This is a genomic window from Ruegeria marisflavi (assembly GCF_025673445.1).
Classification (GTDB): Bacteria; Pseudomonadota; Alphaproteobacteria; order Rhodobacterales; family Rhodobacteraceae; genus Ruegeria_B; species Ruegeria_B marisflavi.
In genome coordinates, this window is record NZ_JAOVQN010000019.1 from 21050 (window position 1) to 38571 (window position 17522).

Below are 17522 nucleotides of genomic sequence, written 5' to 3' on the forward strand. Positions count from 1 at the left end.
GCGCCCGGTCCGACCAGTCCCGCGCAAAGTCGTGAAAGTCTGGCTAGGGCACGGCGCGTGCGCTAGCATGATGGCAATTCAAGCCACAAGCCCGATTTCGCACAATGCCTTCGCCAAAAACTCAGTAAATCCTCCAGATCGCGCAAAGCATCGCCTGCCAGGTCGGGCACGACATGCTGCGGCGGCTGATCGAGGCGCTGAGCTTGTATCTGGATACGGCCTTTGTCGCCGTCACCTATGGTGAGGGCGTTCCGCCCACCCACGCGCGCGCACTCTACGCGCTGCGCGGACAGCAGGCCGTGCATGATCTGCGTTACCGGCTCGAGGAAACCCCGTGCGCTCAGGTGTATCGCGGTGAAACCGTGACGATCCCTTGCGATATCGCCGAACTCTACCCGAATGAAGCCGCCTACGAAGGCTACATCGGCATCCCTCTGCGGGATACCGAAGAGCAAACGATCGGGCATCTCGCCATCTTTTCCAATGATCCCATTGTCGAGACAGAGTTGGCCACTGCCATCGCCCGGATTTTCGCCCAGCGCGCCGAAGCCGAATTGCGCCGATTGGCGTTCGAGGTCGAAAGGCAGGAAATGATCGCCGAATTATCCGACCTCAATGCCAGGTTGCAGCGCGGATTTAATCGGTTGCGACACGAGAACGCCCAGAAAACCAGCCTGATGGGCGTAATTGCCCACGACTTGCGCGGCCCGCTTGCGGCAATCATCGCCCAGGCTGAACTGGGTCAGCAACACGGCGTGATGGAAGTGCCCGATCTTGCCCGCATCGCGGTTGGTTTCGACAAGATTCTGAACGGAGCCGAACGAATGTCCGACCTGATCTTGGCGACACTGGAGCGGGTGCGTGCAGAAGGCGATGCCTTGGTGCTTTCGTATCGCACTGTCGATCCTTCTCGGCTGATCGACATTGCCGTCGCAGCTAATTGCGATGATGCGCGGCGCAAGAATGTTGCTCTTTCTTTCACTACGCCCGAGGACAGTTCCATTCAGGTCGAGGCCGACGATACCTACCTGATTTCTGCTGTCGATAACCTGATCCGCAACGCAATCAAATACACCCGCCCCGGCGGTTCTGTCGATGTCACCATGGCCGTTGCCGACGGGGAATTGTCGATTGTCGTCACCGATACCGGCCAGGGCCTGACCCAAAACGACCTGCAACTGGTCTTTGGCCGCTTTCAGACCCTGTCGGCCATACCCACCGGCGGCGAAACCGCGACTGGTCTGGGGCTAGCCAATGTGCGCCAGATCATGCAAGCGCATAATGGCGCCGCAACCGCGCACAGCGCTGGCCGCGACAAGGGAAGCCGGTTTTGCCTCAACCTGCCCTTGCGCCAACCTGAAACGCCAAAGCCTGCTTGAACATGGTAGGGTCGTCGGGCTATGCCAGCGCACGACACAGCGCCGCACAGATCCGAACCAGAGAACATTGCCATGATCCCCGCTTCCTATCCCACCCGCGAAGAAATTGCCCGCCTGTCCGCCCGCATGCTGCTGGAAATCGGCGCGGTGAATTTCAACACCAAAGAGCCCTATTTCCTGGCCTCGGGCCTGCCCTCGCCCAGCTATATCGACTGCCGTAAGCTGATCTCCTTTCCGCGCATCCGTTCGACCCTGATGGATTTCCTGACCGTTACCGTAATGCGCAACGCAGGGTTCGAGGCCTTCGACAATATCGCGGGCGGCGAGACGGCCGGTATCCCTTTTGCAGCGCTGGTGGCCGAGCGGATGGCGCTGCCGATGACCTATGTGCGCAAAAAGCCAAAGGGCTATGGTCGCAATGCCCGAATCGAGGGCGCGATGAGCGAGGGGCAGCGGGTGCTGCTGGTCGAGGATTTGACTACCGATGGCGGCTCGAAACTGTCCTTTGTCGATGCGATCCGCGAGACCGGCGCAAGCTGTGGCCATACGGCGGTGATCTTTTACTACGACATCTTCCCCGAGACGGAAAAGACGCTGGGAGATCACGGGGTTGCGCTGCATTACCTGTGCACCTGGTGGGATGTGCTGGCCGAGGCGCGCATCCAGGGCGCGTTTGACGCGACGACGCTGAACGGGGTCGAAGCGTTTCTCAAGGATCCGCGCGCCTGGCAGGCGGCCCACAAGAGCTGAGCCCGGACGTAAGGGAAACCGGGCGCCGCCTTGCCGGTTGGCGCCCGCATTCTACCATATGTTGACGCGCACCCACCTTTTCCGCCAAGATAAGGGGGTTCGGAGATATACACAGCATATCCCCAGAAAACATACATCTTGGCCGACTCGCGACGCTCGGCTATGACCTCTGACCCAAGAGGCGGTAGAGCAGCAATGAACGAAATCACCACAATCGGACAGACGTCCGCCGAGGTTCAGAACCCCGATACCATGCCGCATTCGGTCGAGGCCGAACAGCAGCTGTTGGGCGCGATCCTGACCAACAACGACCTTTACGACCGGGTCGCCAACATCATCGGGTCCGAGCATTTCTATGACCCGGTGCATGCCCGCATCTGGGAGGTGGCCGCGGCGCGGATCGCCAAGAACGCACTGGCCTCGCCTGTGACGCTGAAATCCTTCATGGCCGAGGATGCGGGGCTGGCGGAACTGGGTGGCGCGGCCTATCTGGTCAACCTTGCCGGTGCCTCGATCAGCGCATTCGCCGTGCGCGACTATGCGCAGATGATCTATGACCTGGCGATCCGGCGCGAGCTGATCCGGCTGGGCCGCGACATCTCGGACAAGGCGGCGCGCGTCGATGTGGCGAGCGAGCCCAAGGAGCAGATCGTCGAGGCCGAACAGAAGCTTTACAAGCTTTCTGAGCAGGGCCAGACCGACAGCGGTTTCAAGAGCTTTCTCAAGGCGGTGACCGAAGCGGTCAATGTTACCAACCAGGCCTATCAGCGCGGCGGCGGCATGGCCGGAATCTCGACCGGGCTGGTCGATCTGGACAAGCAGCTGGGCGGGTTGCACCCGTCCGACCTGATCATCCTGGCCGGGCGTCCGTCGATGGGCAAAACCTCGCTGGCAACCAATATCGCGTTCAACGTGGCCAAGGCGTATAAACGCGGATTGCGCCATGACGGCACCGAGGGCGCGGTGGATGGCGGCGTGGTGGGCTTCTTCAGCCTGGAAATGAGCGCCGAGCAGCTGGCGGGCCGGGTTCTGGCCGAGGCCTCGGAAATCTCCAGCCACAAGATCCGGCAGGGCGACATGACCGAGGGCGAGTTCCGCCGGTTTGTCAACGCCGCCAAGGATCTGGAGGCCTGTCCGCTGTTCATCGACGACACGCCCGCCCTGCCGATCAGCCAGCTTGCCGCCCGGGCGCGGCGGCTGAAGCGGACGCATGGGCTGGACCTGTTGGTGATCGACTATCTCCAGCTTTGCCGGGGCATGGCCGAGAACCGGGTGAACGAGATCGCCGAAATCTCGATGGGAATGAAGGCCATCGCCAAGGAGCTGAACATCCCGGTCATCGCGCTGTCACAGCTCTCCCGTCAGGTGGAGAACCGCGACGACAAGCGGCCGCAGCTGAGCGACCTGCGGGAATCGGGCTCGATCGAGCAGGATGCCGACGTGGTGATGTTCGTGTTCCGTGAGGAGTATTACAAGGAACGCGAGAAGCCCGGCGATCACGAGCTGGACAAGATGGAAGAGTGGAAGACCGCGATGGAGCGGCTACATGGCAAGGCCGAGGTGATCGTGGGCAAGCAGCGTCACGGCCCGATCGGCACGGTCGAGCTGTCGTTCGAGGCGCAGTTCACCCGCTTTGGCAACCTGGTAAAGCCCTGGCAGCAGGGCGGCGAGATCGAAGGATACTGAACTGTCGCGCGTCGGCCGCTGTAGGGTGGGCAGTTCTGCCCACCGCACGCACGGAGATTTCCCGGGAACTGGCAATGGTGGGCAAGACTGCCCACCCTACGGACCTGCTACTCAACTCCGGCGCAGAACTGACCAGGCGACCGCCCCGCCAAGCGCTATAAATACCATTCCAAAACAGGTGGTTATGGCGCGTTTTGCACGCGAAAACACGCGCATTGCCTGGCCGGTGGAGAACACCGTGGCGGTAATCGAATGCAGGCAGATCGCCAGCACACCACAGAAGGCGACGATCAGAACCAGGAACCAGCCGGGCGCACCTGCCGGGACCGCCGTGGTCATCACCGAGCCCCAGAACAGCGCCACCTTGGGGTTGGTCAGGCTGACGATCAGACCCTGGCGCAGACCGCGACCGGGGGCGGGTTCTGCCGCCACCACCACCTCTTGCCGCCGGGCGGCGGCGGCAAGGGATTTGCAGCCCAGCCAGATCAGATAAGCGGCACCGACAAGTTTCAGCATCAGCATCGTGCTTGGGACCAGGTCGAACAGGGTTGCCGCCCCGGCCACGGCCAGCCCGGCCCAGAGCGTTGCCCCGATCGACAGACCCAGCGCCAGTCTCAGCCCTTGTGCCCGCCCGTGGGAGAGTGACGCACTCATCACCGCCAGCATGTTCGGCCCCGGCGTGATCCAGCCCAGGAAGTTGACGATCAGGATGACACCGATGGTGTTGAGATTTTCCATGCGCGGGCTCCGAACCGTGCGTCAGGTCAGGATCGCAGGAAATAGAACAGGGTCAACAGGATACCAAAGCCAATGACCGCGCCCCGCAACAGGCTCTGCGGGATGTGCCGGGCCAGAGTGCCGCCACCATACCCGCCCAGCGTGGCGCCCGCCATCATCACCAGCGCCTCGGGCCAGGCGACGGCGGCGCTGAGGCCGTAGATTGCCACCGCCAGCACGCTGATCCAGCCGATAACCGCGTTCTTGACCGCGTTGGCCAGGTGGAAATCCTCGTATCCGGCAAGGATCAGCGCGGCGAGCATGATCTGCCCCAGTCCGGCGCCAAAATAACCGCCATAGACCGAGAACAGAAACAGCATCGCCCAGACGGCCCCCTGTCCCAGCGACCGGGCGGCGAGCCAGCGGCGCAGGCGCGGGGCAAAGGCAAAGAGCGCGGTGGCGCTGGCCATCAGCCAAGGCACAAGACGCTCGAAGAGGCCCCCACCCAACCCCACCAGCAACAGCGCGCCCAGCACCCCGCCCGCGCCGCAGACCGCCAGAAGCGGCCCGAGCGCGCGGCCGATGGCGCGCAGTTCGGCCCGATAGGCGGGCAGCGCGGCGAGGTTTCCGGGGACCAGCGCCACGAAATTGGTGGCATTGGCGACCATCGGCGGCAGGCCCACCGCCATCAGCGCCGGAAAGGTGAAAAAGGTGGCGCCCCCCGCCACGGCATTCAGCGCCCCGGCCAGCAGGGCCACGGCAAACAGCGCACCGGCAATGATCGGGTCAGGCAGGGCCATCCACCGCATCTGAGCGCCAAGCCGGCGCGCTGGCAAGGGGCTTGACGCGAACCCGACCGCTTGTCACTGATCGACATATGATGTTGCGTCTTTCCCCCTTGCCGCGCCGGGTGATCCTGGCCCGGCATTTCGGCCACCGCCGCAAGCGCTTTGCCGGTTAGCGACGGGTCTCGCACGCCCGTCCCCCCTGACCAGCAAAAAGAGAAAGACATGACCGAATTCACCGAAATCCCTGTCATCCGGCTGGGCCAGCGCCCTGACGCCGAGATCGCCGCCGATTTCCGCACCGCCTATGGCACCACCGGCTTTGGCTATATCACCGAGCATGGCATCGACCCTGACCTGATCGCGGCGCTGTTCGACGCCTCGCGCCGGTTTCACGCACTGCCGATGGAGCGGAAAATGGCGGTGGCCGTGGACCGCAGCCATCGCGGCTATATCCCGATCAACACCTCGACCGATGTGAACTCCACCCTCGCCACGGTGACCAAGCCAAACCAGTCGGCCAGCTTCATGATGATGCGCGAAGACAAGGTCGCCCGGCCAGAGGAATACCTGTCAGGCCCGAACCGCTGGCCCGAGCTGGAGGGGTTCCGCGAGGTGCTGGAAGCCTATGCCGGGGCGATGACGGCCCTTGGCAATCGGCTGATGAAGATCGCCCTGCAAGCCGCTGAAGTCACGGATATAAGCGTGATGCGCGCCTTTGACACCCCGACCATCTGGTTGCGCCTGCTGCACTATCCGCCCCAGCCTGCGGCCAGCCCCGAGGACCTTTACGGTTCGGCGCCGCATACCGATTTCGGCTGCCTGACCCTGTTGGTGCAGGACGATGTCGGCGGCTTGCAGGTCAAGACACCTGCTGGCAACTGGGTGGATGTGCCACGCCTGCCGGGGAGCATCGTGGTCAATGTCGGCGACATGTTGCATCGGATGTCGAACGGCCGGCTCTTGTCGACCCCGCACCGGGTGATCAACCGGTCAGGTCGCGAACGGTACAGTTGCCCGTTTTTCTACGATCCGCATGTGAACACGGTGATTGAACCGCTGCCCGGAACCGGAGCGCCAAAGTTTCCACCTTTGAAGTTCGCTGATTTTTTGCGATCGGAGTTGGAAGCGGCTTATGATGCGCATAAACCCGCCAACGATCAGGGTGTTTTCCCTTGACCTCTGGCCTTGCCATGGCATGAACGGAACATGAGCACCGCACATCTGACCATCGACCTCGACGCGCTTGCCGACAATTGGCGGGCGCTGGACGCACGCACCAAGTCCGAGACCGCCGCCGTGGTCAAGGCAAACGGCTATGGGCTGGGGGCGGGCCGCGTCGCGGCCCATCTGGCCAAGGCGGGCGCGCGCAGCTTCTTTGTCGCCGCCGCCGAGGAAGGCGTGGCGGTACGCGAGGCGGTTGGCCCCGGCCCGATGATCGGCGTCTTTTCCGGGCATATGGAGGGCGATGCCGCCACCCTGCGCGCCAATGCGCTGACCCCGATGATCAACTCGGTCGATCAGATGCTGCGCCATGTCGAGCGCCTGCCGGGCCACGGGTTTGGCATCCAGCTTGATACCGGGATGAACCGCTTGGGGCTGGAACCCGACGACTGGGCGCAACTACGCGAGATCGCATTGGGCCAGAAACCGGTTCTGATCATGTCGCATCTGGCCTGCGCAGATGAGCCGGGACATGAGATGAACCAGATACAGCTTCGTCTTTTCAAGGAGATGACGAACGGAATTGATGTTCGCCGTTCTCTCGCGGCCACCGGTGGCATCCTGCTGGGGCCTGAGTATCACTTTGACATGTGTCGCCCGGGCGTCGGGCTTTATGGCGGTGAACCGTTTGACGAGGCCAAGGCGGTGGTGACGCTTGACCTGCCTGTGATCCAGGTGCGCGACGTGGCCAAAGGTGAGACCGTGGGCTATTCCAACACCTGGACCGCCACCCGGCCCAGCCGAATCGCGACCGTCGCGGCGGGATATGCCGATGGCCTGCACCGTGCGCTCGGGCACGGGATCGAGCTTTATGCGGGCAAGACCGCCTGCCGGGTCGTCGGGCGCGTCTCAATGGATCTGATCACCGTCGATGTTACTGATCTGGATCACGAACCCGACGCGCTGCAAATGCTCAACCGGCTTCAAACCGTCGACGACCTGGCCGAGGTGGCCGGCACAATCGGATATGAGGTTCTGACTTCGCTGGGACAGCGGTACCGGCGAACCTATCTGGCGCGGGCCGAGGCGGCTGAACGCGCGATCGAATCGATCCGTGACAAGCTGCTGCGCGTCAAACCCGGCCTGATCTCGGAAAGCGCCGCGGAATGAACCCACTAGACCTGTTGGCACGGCTGGGGCGGCTGGTGATGTCCGTCATGGCCAGTTTCGGGCGCGTGACGCTCTTTACCCTGGATGCGGTCAGCCACATCCTGCGCCCGCCCTATTACCCTCGCGAACTGGGCGTGACGCTGCTCAACATCGGCTGGTTGTCGCTGCCGGTGGTGGGCCTGACCGCGATCTTCACCGGTGGCGCGCTGGCCTTGCAGATCTATGCCGGTGGTGCCCGGTTCAACGCCGAGGCCGTGGTGCCGCAGATCGTTGCCATCGGCATGGTGCGCGAGCTGGGGCCGGTGCTGGTGGGGCTGATGATCGCGGCGCGCGTCACTTCCTCGATCGCGGCCGAGATCGCCACGATGAAGGTGACCGAGCAGATCGACGCGCTGGTTACGCTGTCGACCCATCCGATGAAATACCTGACCGCGCCCCGGGTGCTGGCGGCGCTGATCACGGTGCCCATGCTGGTCGGCATCGGCGATATCATCGGCATCATGGGCGGCTATACGGTGGCAGTGCAGAATCTAGGCTTCAACGCCGCCGCCTATCTGCAAAACACTGTCGATTTCCTGGAAACCCGCGACGTGGTCTCGTCGCTGGTCAAGGGCGCGGTGTTCGGCGTCATCGCGGCGGTCATGGGTTGTTACTATGGTATGAATTCGGGCCGTGGCGCCCAGGGCGTGGGCCGCGCCACCAAGGGCTCGGTCGAGGCGGCGGCGGTGCTGATCCTGGCCGCCAACTTTGTACTCACGGGGGTGTTCTTCTCGATATGATCCGAATGGAGAATGTCCACAAGGCGTTTGGCGACAACCGCGTTTTGCAGGGAATGACCTTGGAGGTGCCGCGCGGCACCTCGACGGTAATCATCGGCGGGTCGGGCACCGGCAAGTCGGTGGCGCTGAAATGTGTGCTGGGGCTGATCAAGCCCGACAGCGGCAAGATCTATGTCGATGGCAAGGATGCCGCCGATACCGGCGACCGCGACGCCTTTCTGGCCCGCTTTGGCATGCTGTTCCAGGGCGGCGCCCTGTTTGATTCGCTGCCCGTGTGGCAGAACGTGGCCTTTCGCCTGCTGCGCGGCTCGCTGAAACGTCCGGTGGACGAGGCCCGCGCCGTCGCCATCGAGAAACTGCGCCGCGTCGGGCTGAAACCGGACGTGGCCGACCGGCTGCCCGCCGAGCTGTCGGGTGGCATGCAGAAACGCGTAGGCCTCGCGCGCGCCATCGCCGCCGAGCCCGAGATCATCTTCTTTGACGAGCCCACCACGGGCCTCGATCCGATCATGGCCGGCGTGATCAACGAGCTGATCCGCGAGATCGTGACCGAGATGGGCGCCACCGCGATGACCATCACCCATGACATGACCAGCGTCCGCGCGATTGCCGACAACGTGGCGATGCTGCATGGCGGCGTGATTCAATGGACCGGTCCGGTGGCGCAGATGGACGACAGCGGTGATCCTTACCTGGACCAGTTCATCCATGGCCGTGCAGAAGGGCCGATCGAGGCGGTGCGCTGACGCTGCAAGACGCGCTAAACGCCCGGCATGCCGGTAAACCCCTCCTCCACCCATTCCAACGCCTTGCCGCGCACCTCCTCGGGCAGGGTTTCGGCGCGCCGGGTTTCGAGGTTGAGCAGCACGCATTTGAACAGCGTGTGAAACGCCTCTTTTCCATCGGCCGCCCGGAACAGCCGATGCCGGAAGGTCAGGGACTTGCCGCCGAAATCGACCACGCTGGTGCGCATGAATATTGCGTCTCCGGCGGCCAGTTCGGCCAGGAAATTGCTGTCGGCATGGACCACGGCAAAGGACAGGCGCCGGCCGCTGCGCATATCGTCGGCGGTCAGCCCCATTTCCGACTGGGCCGCAAAAACTGCATCCGAACAGGCCGCGAAATAACGCGAGACATTCATATGGCCCAGAAAATCACAATCTGACGGATCGACCACCGACCGAAACGACACAAAATCTGACATGCCCACCTCCTCTTTTCCCCGTTCATCATAGCAGGTTTCACACCGCTCAAGGCTTGTGGCCATGTGGATGGCTGATTAGGTCGGTTATCGCAAACAATGAGACATTCCGATGATCCTCCGCCTCGCCACCCTCTCGCTGCTGGTCCTCTACCCCATTGCCTGGTTCGCACCGCTGATGCGGGCGGGGCTGCTGCCGATCTTCGGCCTCTCTGAGATCAGCGTGATCACCGGGCTGCAAAGCCTCTGGGCCTCGGATGTGGCGCTGGCCCTGATCGTCACCGCATTCGCCCTCTTCGCCCCCTATCTCAAGACCATCGGCACCGCCCTGATCCAGTGGAACCTGCTCGATCCGCGTGCCCAACCCGCCCTGCATATCCTGGGCAAGCTCGCCATGGCCGATATCTTCCTCATCGCGCTCTACATTACCCTGGCCAAGGGCATTTCCTATGCCACCATAGAGGTCGCCTGGGGCCTCTACCTGTTCACCGGCTGCATCCTGACGTCCATCACACTGGGCCTGCTGACCGAACGCCAGCGGCAAAAGGCACCATAACCCCTTCCTCTTGCTCCAAATATCCCGGAGCGCGAGGCAGAGCCTCGCAAGACACCGCCGCGCCAGCGGCGCCCGGCCCAACGCCCGCAGGCGTCCCGCCAGGGGCGCCCGAGGGGGGCGGGAGCGCTCCACTCTTGAGGTGTCGCCAAAGACAGGGCACTAAGCGCATATGGCAAAACCCTCTTTCTCCTGCTCCGCCTGCGGGGCGTCCTTCACCAAATGGTCGGGCCGTTGCGAAGACTGCGGCGAATGGAACACCATCGGCCAGTATGCGGGCCTGTCGGTCGGCCCGGCCAAGACATCGCTGGGCGCCAAGCGGGGCCGGGCCGTTACGCTTACCGATCTGGCCTCGGACGAGACCCCGCCGCCGCGCGCGTGCTCGGGGATAGACGAGCTTGACCGGGTACTGGGCGGCGGTCTGGTGCCCGCCTCGGCGATCCTGGTGGGCGGCGATCCGGGTATCGGCAAATCGACGCTTTTGTTGCAGGCCGCTGCCGCCTTTGCCCGCAAGGGCCTGAAAACCCTCTATGTCTCGGGCGAAGAGGCCAGCGCCCAGGTGCGCATGCGCGCGCGTCGGCTGGGCCTGGCGGATGCGCCGGTGCAACTGGCCGCCGAAACCAACCTGCGCGACATCCTCACCACGCTCGAGGCCGAGAAGCCGGGTCTGGTCATCATCGATTCGATCCAGACCATGTGGGCCGACAATGTGGACAGCGCGCCGGGCAGCGTCAGCCAGGTGCGCGCCTCGGCGCATGAATTGACCACATTCGCCAAGCGCACCGGCATTTCGGTGATCATGGTGGGCCATGTCACCAAGGACGGCCAGATCGCCGGCCCCCGTGTGGTCGAACACATGGTCGACACCGTCCTGTATTTCGAGGGTGAGCGCGGCCATCAGTTCCGCATCCTGCGCAGCGTCAAGAACCGGTTCGGCGCCGCGGACGAGATCGGCGTGTTCGAAATGACCGGCGCGGGCCTGGCGGAGGTTACCAACCCCTCTGCCCTGTTCCTCAGCGAGCGTGGCACGCCCAGCCCCGGCTCGGTGGTCTTTGCCGGGATCGAGGGTACCCGCCCCGTGCTGGTCGAGTTGCAGGCCCTTGTCGCCCCCTCGCCCCACAGCCAGCCGCGCCGTACCGTGGTGGGTTGGGATGGCGGGCGGCTGGCGATGATCCTCGCCGTGCTCGAGGCGCGCTGCGGCATCCCCTTTGCTGGGCTCGACGTCTATCTGAACGTGGCGGGCGGGCTGAAGATCTCGGAACCCGCTGCCGATCTGGCGGTGGCCGCGGCACTTCTCAGTGCGCGCGAGGACCAGGCGCTGCCCGCCGATACGGTAGTTTTCGGCGAAATTTCCCTCTCTGGCGCCCTGCGTCCGGCCAGCCAGACCGAAAACAGGTTGAAAGAAGCGCAAAAACTTGGTTTCACCTCTGCCATCGCCCCGGCGGGCGGCAAGACCGCCGCCGGGACGGATATCGCGCTGAAACGACCGTCGGATCTGGTGGGATTCGTCGGCGAGTTCTTCGGGGCGGGATAGAATTGCCCCCAGCGGGCACCAAGGAGCAAACAGGCGAGGGCCATGGAAGGTTTCACCATCATCGACGGGGTCGTGGCCCTGATCATCGTTTTGTCCGCTCTGCTGGCCTATGCGCGTGGGTTCATGCGCGAGGTTATGGCAATCGCAGGCTGGGTCGCGGCGGCTGTTCTGGCCTTTTTGTTCGCACCCAAGGCGATGCCGCTGATCCGGGAACTACCGGTCATCGGCGAGTTCTTAACCGACAGCTGCGAATTGTCGGTCATTGCAGCCTTTGCGGCGGTGTTTGCAGTCGCGTTGGTGATCGTGAGTTTCTTTACCCCGCTGTTCTCCTCGCTGGTGCAACGCTCGGCGCTTGGCGGGCTGGATCAAGGGTTGGGGTTCATCTTTGGCGTGGCGCGCGGCGTGCTGCTCGTGGCGATTGCTTTCTTTGTCTATGACACCGTTATGACCGGTCAGAGTTTCACCATCGTCGACGAGAGCCGCTCGGCGCAGGTCTTTGCCCAGATGACTGGCAAGATCGAGGAACAGAACCCCGAGCAGGCCCTGGGCTGGATCACCCAGCAATACGAGAACCTAGTGGGTACCTGCTCCAAGTAATCCACTCCCCCAACCGAACCGATTCGACCCGCGCAATGGTTTGCGCGGGTTTTTTCTTGGTTAACAAACCCTTGCGCCGCGTTCGCTGATATCCTGGAATACCCTTTCGGGTCCGGGCTCTGTCCGCAAAGAGGAAACGGTACTTTGATTTGGCCGCAATCATGTCGAAAATTCGGCGGAGTTATGCAGCCATCCTCAGAGCAGTCCAGAACAGACGTCAGCGACAGGAGGACACCAGATGCTGCTTTCCCACCATACCGCTTTTGCCAGATTCGCCCCGGTTGACCTCCCCCTTGCTGGGATGACCAGCGGCACCCTGCTTGAAACCACACAAGGCTGGGCGCCGGTCGAACAGCTGCGGGCCGGAGACCGCGTTGCCACAGGTGATGGCGGTTTTCGCGCGGTGCTGGCCATTGAAAGCCGCGACCAAGAAGACACGCCGCTTTGGCATGTGCCTGGTGGAACGTTTGGCGCCTGTTCGAACCTGCTCCTGACCGAAGGCCAGTATCTGGCGGTAGGCGGTCGGGATTGCCGACGCCTGTTCGGCTTGCCGACAGTGTTGGTTCCGGCTGGCGCGCTGGCCGGGTTTAAAGGAGCGCGCCGTATTGAACCCGCTCAGGTGCGTACCTATGCGCCACGTTTTACGACCGAGGAACTGGTCTGGGCGCAGACTGGTCTTCGCATCCTCTGCCCCGGTACGGATGGCGAGCCCCATTACAAGCGCCTGAACTACGGGCAGGCCCGTGCACTCTTGATGATGATGGCCGATGGTAAGCTGGGGGCCGATCTGGCGGCCTGAAAGATGCGGGTGCGGCAAAAGAATTCATGATCCTTTCGTGACAGCCGGGGTTTGAGGCATTATGTGGTGGCCTGACCTGAAACGGAATCGGAGCTGCCCCCGTGCAAAGCCCGCAGACGCCCGCCCCGCGCTTTCCCATTGCCCATCCCTTTGACGACGACAAACTGCGCGAGGAATGCGGGATATTCGGGGTGATCGGTGTCCAGGACGCCGCCAGTTTCGTGGCGCTTGGCCTGCATGCCCTGCAACACCGGGGACAAGAGGCGGGCGGCATCGTCACCCATGACCCGGTCCAGGGGTTCAACTCGGCCCGCCGCTTTGGCTATGTCCGCGACAACTTCACCTCGACCACGGTGATGGAGACCCTGCCCGGCCCGCTGGGCATCGGGCATGTGCGCTATTCCACCGCCGGGTCCAAGGGGCAGACCCAGATCCGTGACGTGCAGCCGTTCTTTGGCGAGTTTGCCATGGGCGGCGCGGCGATTGCCCATAACGGCAACATCACCAATGCCAATGCTTTACGACGGGAACTGATCGAGCGCGGTTCGATCTTTCAGTCCTCGTCGGACAGCGAATGCATCATCCACCTGATGGCCCGCTCCTTGCAGCGCAACATCCCCGAGCGAATGGAGGATGCGCTGCGCCGGGTCGAGGGCGCGTTTTCGGTTGTCGCGATGACGCGCACCAAGCTCATTGGCGTGCGCGACCCGCTGGGCGTGCGGCCGCTTGTGCTGGGTCGGATCGGCGACGGCTGGGTGCTGTCCTCGGAAACCTGTGCGCTGGATATCATCGGCGCCGAGTTCATCCGCGAGATCGAACCGGGCGAGATGGTGGTGATCACCGCCGAGGACGGGGTGCAGAGCCATTTCCCCTTCCGCCCGCAGCCGTCCAAGTTCTGCATCTTCGAACATGTCTATTTCTCCCGCCCCGATTCGATCCTGGGCGGGCGCAGTGTCTATGAAACGCGCGAGGCGATCGGCCGCGAACTGGCCAAGGAAAGCCCGGTCGAGGCCGATCTGGTCTGCCCGGTGCCCGACAGCGGCACCCCGGCGGCGATCGGCTTCTCGCTGGAAAGCGGCATTCCCTATGCGATGGGGATCATCCGCAACCAGTATATGGGCCGCACCTTTATCGAACCGACCGAGCAGATCCGTAACATGGGCGTGCGGCTGAAGCTGAACGTGAACCGGGCGCTGATCCGGGGCAAGCGGGTGATCCTGGTCGACGATTCGGTGGTGCGCGGTACCACCAGCCGCAAGATCAAGGACATGATCCTGGACGCTGGCGCCAAGGAGGTGCATTTCCGCATCGCCAGCCCGCCCACCGCCTGGCCCTGTTTCTATGGTGTCGACACGCCCGAACGCGAAAAACTGCTGGCCGCCACCATGACCGAGGACGAGATGCGCGTGCATCTGGGGGTCGACAGCCTGAAATTCATCTCGCTCGACGGGCTTTACCGCGCCGTGGGTGAGAGCAAGGGCCGCGACAAGGCTTGCCCGCAATATTGCGACGCCTGCTTCTCGGGCGAATACCCGGTCACGCCGTCCGACATGATCGACAAGGGTTTCGAACTCAAAGCCGCCGAGTAACCCTCAGGGCGCGGCGGCTTCCTGCTCATAAGAGGGTTGCCTCTGGCCCCTGCCCGCCCTGCCTGTTAGGCGCCGGGGCAAAGCAGACAAACAGGCGAATCGATGGCGAACAGCAAGGTCAGTTCGGCGGCAACTCAGGCCGCCGATATTCAGAAGAACGCGTTGACGGTCCTGGGCATCTTTGGCCCCACCGACGACATGCGCGCCCTGGTGCGCCTGCCAGGCGGCAAGGTCGAGCAGGTGGCGCCCGGCGACAAGCTGCGCGCGGGCGAGATCCTCGCCATTGATGACGAGGGTCTGATGCTGCGGCATGGTGGCCAGACCCGGCGGCTTGCCATCCCCGGCAGCTGAACGCTCTTGACGGGCGGGCGCGGCGCGGTCAAACCGCACGCATGACACAAGATACCAAACTGGCCCTGATCACCGGCGCCTCGCGCGGTCTGGGCGCCGCGCTGGCCGAAGCGCTGGCACCCACCCATCATATCGTGGCGGTGGCCCGCACCACCGGCGCGCTGGAAGAACTGGACGACCGTATTCGCGCGCGGGGCGGCAGTGCAACGCTGGCACCGATGGACGTCACTGACCCGGCCGCGATGGCGACGCTGTGCCGGGGCATCCACGACCGTTGGGGGCGGCTGGATCTGTGGCTGCACACGGCCATCCATGCCGCGCCATTGAGCCCTGCGAATTTTGTCGATGCCAAGGACTGGACCAAATCGATCGCAGTGAACGCGACCGCCACGTCGGTTCTGATCCCCTATGTCGCGCCCCTGTTGGGAGAGACCGGTCAGGCGGTGTTTTTCGACGATCCGCGCGCGGGCCAGAAGTTCTTTGGCGCTTATGGCGCCACCAAGGCGGCGCAGATGGCGCTGGCCCGCAGCTGGGCCGCCGAGACCGAGCGGACCGGGCCGAGAGTTCGGATCGTAGAGCCCGCGCCAATGCCAACCGCGCTGCGCGCCCGTTTCTTTCCCGGTGAGAACCGCGAGTCCCTGACTCCCTGCGCGGACGAGGCCGGACGGATCGTTTCAGTGTTGTAATTGACCCTGCTGTCCGGCGCGGTGTCGCTGTCCTAGCGGCAGATTGGCAGGCCGACCGACAACGACCCGTCCGACCCGTAGAGGGTCCCGTATTTCGGACGGCAGGTCGGTGCACCGGATTTGACCGCGGGTTTTGGCGGCGTTGGGTCGGGCGCCGCTTGTTGGACCGTCGCCGTTGACGTGGTCGACGGTTTGCGCGCCGTTGTCGTTTTCCGCGCCGGTTTTGGCGTCGGCTGGGCCGCGGCACAGATCACCTCTTCGCTCTGCTCGACTACTTTCAGTACCGCAGCGAACACTTCGGCGTCGGCGTTGCTGTCAAGGTGCAGGTCGGTTCCGGCCGCCTCGTTGAACCGGACCAGCGCGGCCAGCGAGCCACGCCCCCAGATGCCGTCCACCGAACTGCGATAACAGCCGCGATCCTTCAGCGCCGCTTGCACGGCGCGCTTCAGCTCGTCCCGGCTCAGCGCCGGAGCCTGCGGCTGGGGCGCGGGTTGCGGTTCGGGCACAGGAATGGCCGGGATCTGGACTGCGGCTTGTTGCTGTTCGCCCGCAGGCGGGGCAACGGAAGTAGTCACCGGTGCGGGGTCTGTGGCACGCTCGGCGGTTCCGGTCTGTGGTGGCAGTGCCGCAATTTTCTGGCCCGCCAACTGGGCGCGCGTGCGCTGCGCCAGCAGATACAGCAGTTGCGAAGACTGCGAGGCATGGGTTTCAAGGAACGCGTCCCAGGCCTCGACCGAGCCCGAAAATTCCGCCATGGCGTAGTCGCGCAGCATCTGCTCCTCGTCATGAACCACGGGTTTTTCCGTGGTCACCGGCGCAGGTGGTTCAGGTTTGGTCGAGTTGGGATTGATCACCACCTGTTCGGCGCCAAGTGAGGAATAGACAAACGGCACCGCGCCGGGGACGGTACGGTTCAGCTCGTCCCGCACTGCACCAAGCAGGATGCGCACATCTGCCGGTGGCAGATCCAGCGCCTTGAGAAAGGCCGAGGTAAAAGGCGAATTATGGCCCGCGGGACCATCGGGGGTCACCTCGCCTGCGGCGGCGGCATAGGCGATGAGGGTGGCGGCCTCGGCGTTCGAGACGATGGCCAGTCCCTGGCCTATGTTGCGGCCACGGTTTTCGCGCTGCATCTTTTGTACAAACGGATTGTCGCGGCAGGCGTCCAGCACCACCATCTTGAGCTTCTTCGCCCCCGAGAGCTGCCGCAAAACCACGTCCATGCCGATCATTTCCAGGTCGGCATCGCGCTCGTCCGAAAGGCGCGCGTCGACCGGGATCAGGAAGTTCTGGCCGCCCACCTCGATACCGTGACCGGCATAATAAACCATGGCGACATCGGCGCGGTCGGCCCTGTCGCGAAAGTCGCGCAGGGTGTTGTAGAGCGCGCTGCGGGTCAGGTCGGTGGCCTTGACCACGTCGAACCCCTGCTTGCTCAGCGCCGCCGAGACAGCCTCAGCATCGCGGCCGGGATTGGCCAGCGGCGCCACGTTCTGATAAGATGCGTTGCCGATGACCAGGGCCACCTTCTCTGCCCAAAGAACGGCGGGCAACAGGCTGAAAAACAGGGCAAAGACAAGTCTGAGCATAAAATCCCTCCCCCCCTCAAGAGAGGTTGGTTCAGTCTGCCACAGTGTCGGTTACCGATCAACCGGACCGGATCAGATCGCCACGCCCTGCCGTCCGGCCGGATCGACGAAGAACTGCCAGGTAACGCGGACCGAGAGTGCACAATGTAAGGCGAGAGCAAACAAAGTCGACAAAGGTACAAGCACGCAAGTA

The 17522-nt window shown here is 63.6% G+C and carries 17 protein-coding genes and 1 pseudogene; 14 read left to right on the forward strand and 4 right to left on the reverse strand.

Going from position 1 to position 17522, the window contains the following annotated elements; genetic code table 11:
* The first annotated feature begins 173 nt into the window (after positions 1 to 173).
* From OEZ49_RS17065 to OEZ49_RS17075, 3 genes are all read left to right on the forward strand, one after another.
* Positions 174 to 1379 (forward strand): sensor histidine kinase, encoded by a 1206-nt coding sequence (locus OEZ49_RS17065; RefSeq protein WP_263389448.1) that lies wholly within the window; start codon positions 174 to 176, stop codon positions 1377 to 1379.
* Between the two features lie 72 nt (positions 1380 to 1451).
* Entirely contained in the window at positions 1452 to 2129 is a 678-nt protein-coding gene (locus OEZ49_RS17070) for an orotate phosphoribosyltransferase (protein WP_263389449.1), read from the forward strand.
* Between the two features lie 195 nt (positions 2130 to 2324).
* Positions 2325 to 3815: a replicative DNA helicase gene (locus OEZ49_RS17075; protein WP_164128328.1), complete on the forward strand. Its 1491-nt coding sequence runs from the start codon at positions 2325 to 2327 to the stop codon at positions 3813 to 3815.
* A 111-nt stretch (positions 3816 to 3926) separates the two neighbouring features.
* Here OEZ49_RS17075 and OEZ49_RS17080 read toward each other — a convergent pair whose 3' ends face one another.
* Together OEZ49_RS17080 and OEZ49_RS17085 are read right to left on the reverse strand one after the other, a co-directional pair.
* The gene (locus tag OEZ49_RS17080) at positions 3927 to 4553 is read right to left on the reverse strand and encodes a LysE family translocator (protein WP_263389450.1); all 627 of its coding nucleotides are present in this window, start codon (positions 4551 to 4553) and stop codon (positions 3927 to 3929) included.
* Positions 4554 to 4579: 26 nt separating this feature from the next.
* Positions 4580 to 5332 carry a sulfite exporter TauE/SafE family protein gene (locus tag OEZ49_RS17085; RefSeq protein ID WP_164128330.1) on the reverse strand — a complete coding sequence of 251 codons (753 nt, stop codon included), beginning with the start codon at positions 5330 to 5332 and terminating at the stop codon, positions 4580 to 4582.
* A 210-nt stretch (positions 5333 to 5542) separates the two neighbouring features.
* Here OEZ49_RS17085 and OEZ49_RS17090 point away from each other — a divergent pair, with 210 nt between their 5' ends.
* From OEZ49_RS17090 to OEZ49_RS17105, 4 genes and pseudogenes are all read left to right on the forward strand, one after another.
* Positions 5543 to 6496 carry an isopenicillin N synthase family dioxygenase gene (locus OEZ49_RS17090; protein ID WP_263389451.1) on the forward strand — a complete coding sequence of 318 codons (954 nt, stop codon included), beginning with the start codon at positions 5543 to 5545 and terminating at the stop codon, positions 6494 to 6496.
* 30 nt (positions 6497 to 6526) lie between these two features.
* Positions 6527 to 7558: pseudogene (gene alr, locus OEZ49_RS17095) on the forward strand (alanine racemase); the annotation flags it as partial.
* 89 nt (positions 7559 to 7647) lie between these two features.
* Positions 7648 to 8430, forward strand: a complete 783-nt coding sequence (locus OEZ49_RS17100) for an MlaE family ABC transporter permease (protein ID WP_263389452.1) — start codon at positions 7648 to 7650, stop codon at positions 8428 to 8430.
* Complete coding sequence (locus OEZ49_RS17105; protein ID WP_263389453.1) at positions 8427 to 9176, forward strand: ABC transporter ATP-binding protein; 750 nt, start codon at positions 8427 to 8429, stop codon at positions 9174 to 9176. Before OEZ49_RS17100 ends, OEZ49_RS17105 begins: the two co-directional genes overlap by 4 nt.
* 14 nt (positions 9177 to 9190) lie before the next feature.
* On the opposite strand, the gene OEZ49_RS17110 is transcribed toward OEZ49_RS17105, so the two are convergent.
* Positions 9191 to 9634, reverse strand: coding sequence for an acyl-CoA thioesterase (locus OEZ49_RS17110; RefSeq protein WP_164128335.1), 444 nt, complete (start codon positions 9632 to 9634; stop codon positions 9191 to 9193).
* A gap of 109 nt (positions 9635 to 9743) precedes the next feature.
* Between OEZ49_RS17110 and OEZ49_RS17115 the strand changes: the two genes are divergently transcribed.
* The 7 genes from OEZ49_RS17115 (at position 9744) to OEZ49_RS17145 (ending at position 15740) form a co-directional block, all read left to right on the forward strand.
* Complete coding sequence (locus tag OEZ49_RS17115; protein ID WP_263389454.1) at positions 9744 to 10187, forward strand: paraquat-inducible protein A; 444 nt, start codon at positions 9744 to 9746, stop codon at positions 10185 to 10187.
* Positions 10188 to 10356: 169 nt separating this feature from the next.
* Complete coding sequence (radA, locus tag OEZ49_RS17120) at positions 10357 to 11718, forward strand: DNA repair protein RadA (protein WP_263389455.1); 1362 nt, start codon at positions 10357 to 10359, stop codon at positions 11716 to 11718.
* 42 nt (positions 11719 to 11760) lie between these two features.
* Positions 11761 to 12315: a CvpA family protein gene (locus OEZ49_RS17125; RefSeq protein ID WP_263389456.1), complete on the forward strand. Its 555-nt coding sequence runs from the start codon at positions 11761 to 11763 to the stop codon at positions 12313 to 12315.
* A gap of 238 nt (positions 12316 to 12553) precedes the next feature.
* A complete protein-coding gene (locus OEZ49_RS17130) occupies positions 12554 to 13114 on the forward strand; it encodes a Hint domain-containing protein (protein ID WP_263389457.1) in 561 nt (186 codons plus the stop codon).
* Positions 13115 to 13215: 101 nt separating this feature from the next.
* Complete coding sequence (purF, locus tag OEZ49_RS17135; RefSeq protein ID WP_263389458.1) at positions 13216 to 14703, forward strand: amidophosphoribosyltransferase; 1488 nt, start codon at positions 13216 to 13218, stop codon at positions 14701 to 14703.
* 102 nt (positions 14704 to 14805) lie between these two features.
* Positions 14806 to 15054: a hypothetical protein gene (locus tag OEZ49_RS17140; RefSeq protein WP_164128341.1), complete on the forward strand. Its 249-nt coding sequence runs from the start codon at positions 14806 to 14808 to the stop codon at positions 15052 to 15054.
* 41 nt (positions 15055 to 15095) lie between these two features.
* A complete protein-coding gene (locus tag OEZ49_RS17145; protein WP_263389459.1) occupies positions 15096 to 15740 on the forward strand; it encodes an SDR family NAD(P)-dependent oxidoreductase in 645 nt (214 codons plus the stop codon).
* A gap of 32 nt (positions 15741 to 15772) precedes the next feature.
* Here the strand turns inward: OEZ49_RS17145 and OEZ49_RS17150 are convergent, their stop codons facing one another.
* Positions 15773 to 17329, reverse strand: a complete 1557-nt coding sequence (locus OEZ49_RS17150) for a caspase family protein (protein WP_263389460.1) — start codon at positions 17327 to 17329, stop codon at positions 15773 to 15775.
* Positions 17330 to 17522: the final 193 nt, after the last annotated feature.

Bases quoted from the DNA above. Each gene is read 5' to 3' on its own strand.
- OEZ49_RS17125 (WP_263389456.1), top strand. From the start codon at position 11,761: ATGGAAGGTTTCACCATCATCGACGGGGTCGTGGCCCTGATCATCGTT.
- OEZ49_RS17085 (WP_164128330.1), bottom strand. From the start codon at position 5,332: ATGGCCCTGCCTGACCCGATCATTGCCGGTGCGCTGTTTGCCGTGGCC.
- OEZ49_RS17110 (WP_164128335.1), bottom strand. From the start codon at position 9,634: ATGTCAGATTTTGTGTCGTTTCGGTCGGTGGTCGATCCGTCAGATTGT.
- OEZ49_RS17075 (WP_164128328.1), top strand. From the start codon at position 2,325: ATGAACGAAATCACCACAATCGGACAGACGTCCGCCGAGGTTCAGAAC.
- OEZ49_RS17100 (WP_263389452.1), top strand. From the start codon at position 7,648: ATGAACCCACTAGACCTGTTGGCACGGCTGGGGCGGCTGGTGATGTCC.
- OEZ49_RS17090 (WP_263389451.1), top strand. From the start codon at position 5,543: ATGACCGAATTCACCGAAATCCCTGTCATCCGGCTGGGCCAGCGCCCT.
- OEZ49_RS17105 (WP_263389453.1), top strand. From the start codon at position 8,427: ATGATCCGAATGGAGAATGTCCACAAGGCGTTTGGCGACAACCGCGTT.
- OEZ49_RS17115 (WP_263389454.1), top strand. From the start codon at position 9,744: ATGATCCTCCGCCTCGCCACCCTCTCGCTGCTGGTCCTCTACCCCATT.
- OEZ49_RS17130 (WP_263389457.1), top strand. From the start codon at position 12,554: ATGCTGCTTTCCCACCATACCGCTTTTGCCAGATTCGCCCCGGTTGAC.
- radA (WP_263389455.1), top strand. From the start codon at position 10,357: ATGGCAAAACCCTCTTTCTCCTGCTCCGCCTGCGGGGCGTCCTTCACC.
- OEZ49_RS17065 (WP_263389448.1), top strand. From the start codon at position 174: ATGCTGCGGCGGCTGATCGAGGCGCTGAGCTTGTATCTGGATACGGCC.
- OEZ49_RS17145 (WP_263389459.1), top strand. From the start codon at position 15,096: ATGACACAAGATACCAAACTGGCCCTGATCACCGGCGCCTCGCGCGGT.
- OEZ49_RS17080 (WP_263389450.1), bottom strand. From the start codon at position 4,553: ATGGAAAATCTCAACACCATCGGTGTCATCCTGATCGTCAACTTCCTG.
- OEZ49_RS17070 (WP_263389449.1), top strand. From the start codon at position 1,452: ATGATCCCCGCTTCCTATCCCACCCGCGAAGAAATTGCCCGCCTGTCC.
- OEZ49_RS17140 (WP_164128341.1), top strand. From the start codon at position 14,806: ATGGCGAACAGCAAGGTCAGTTCGGCGGCAACTCAGGCCGCCGATATT.
- OEZ49_RS17150 (WP_263389460.1), bottom strand. From the start codon at position 17,329: ATGCTCAGACTTGTCTTTGCCCTGTTTTTCAGCCTGTTGCCCGCCGTT.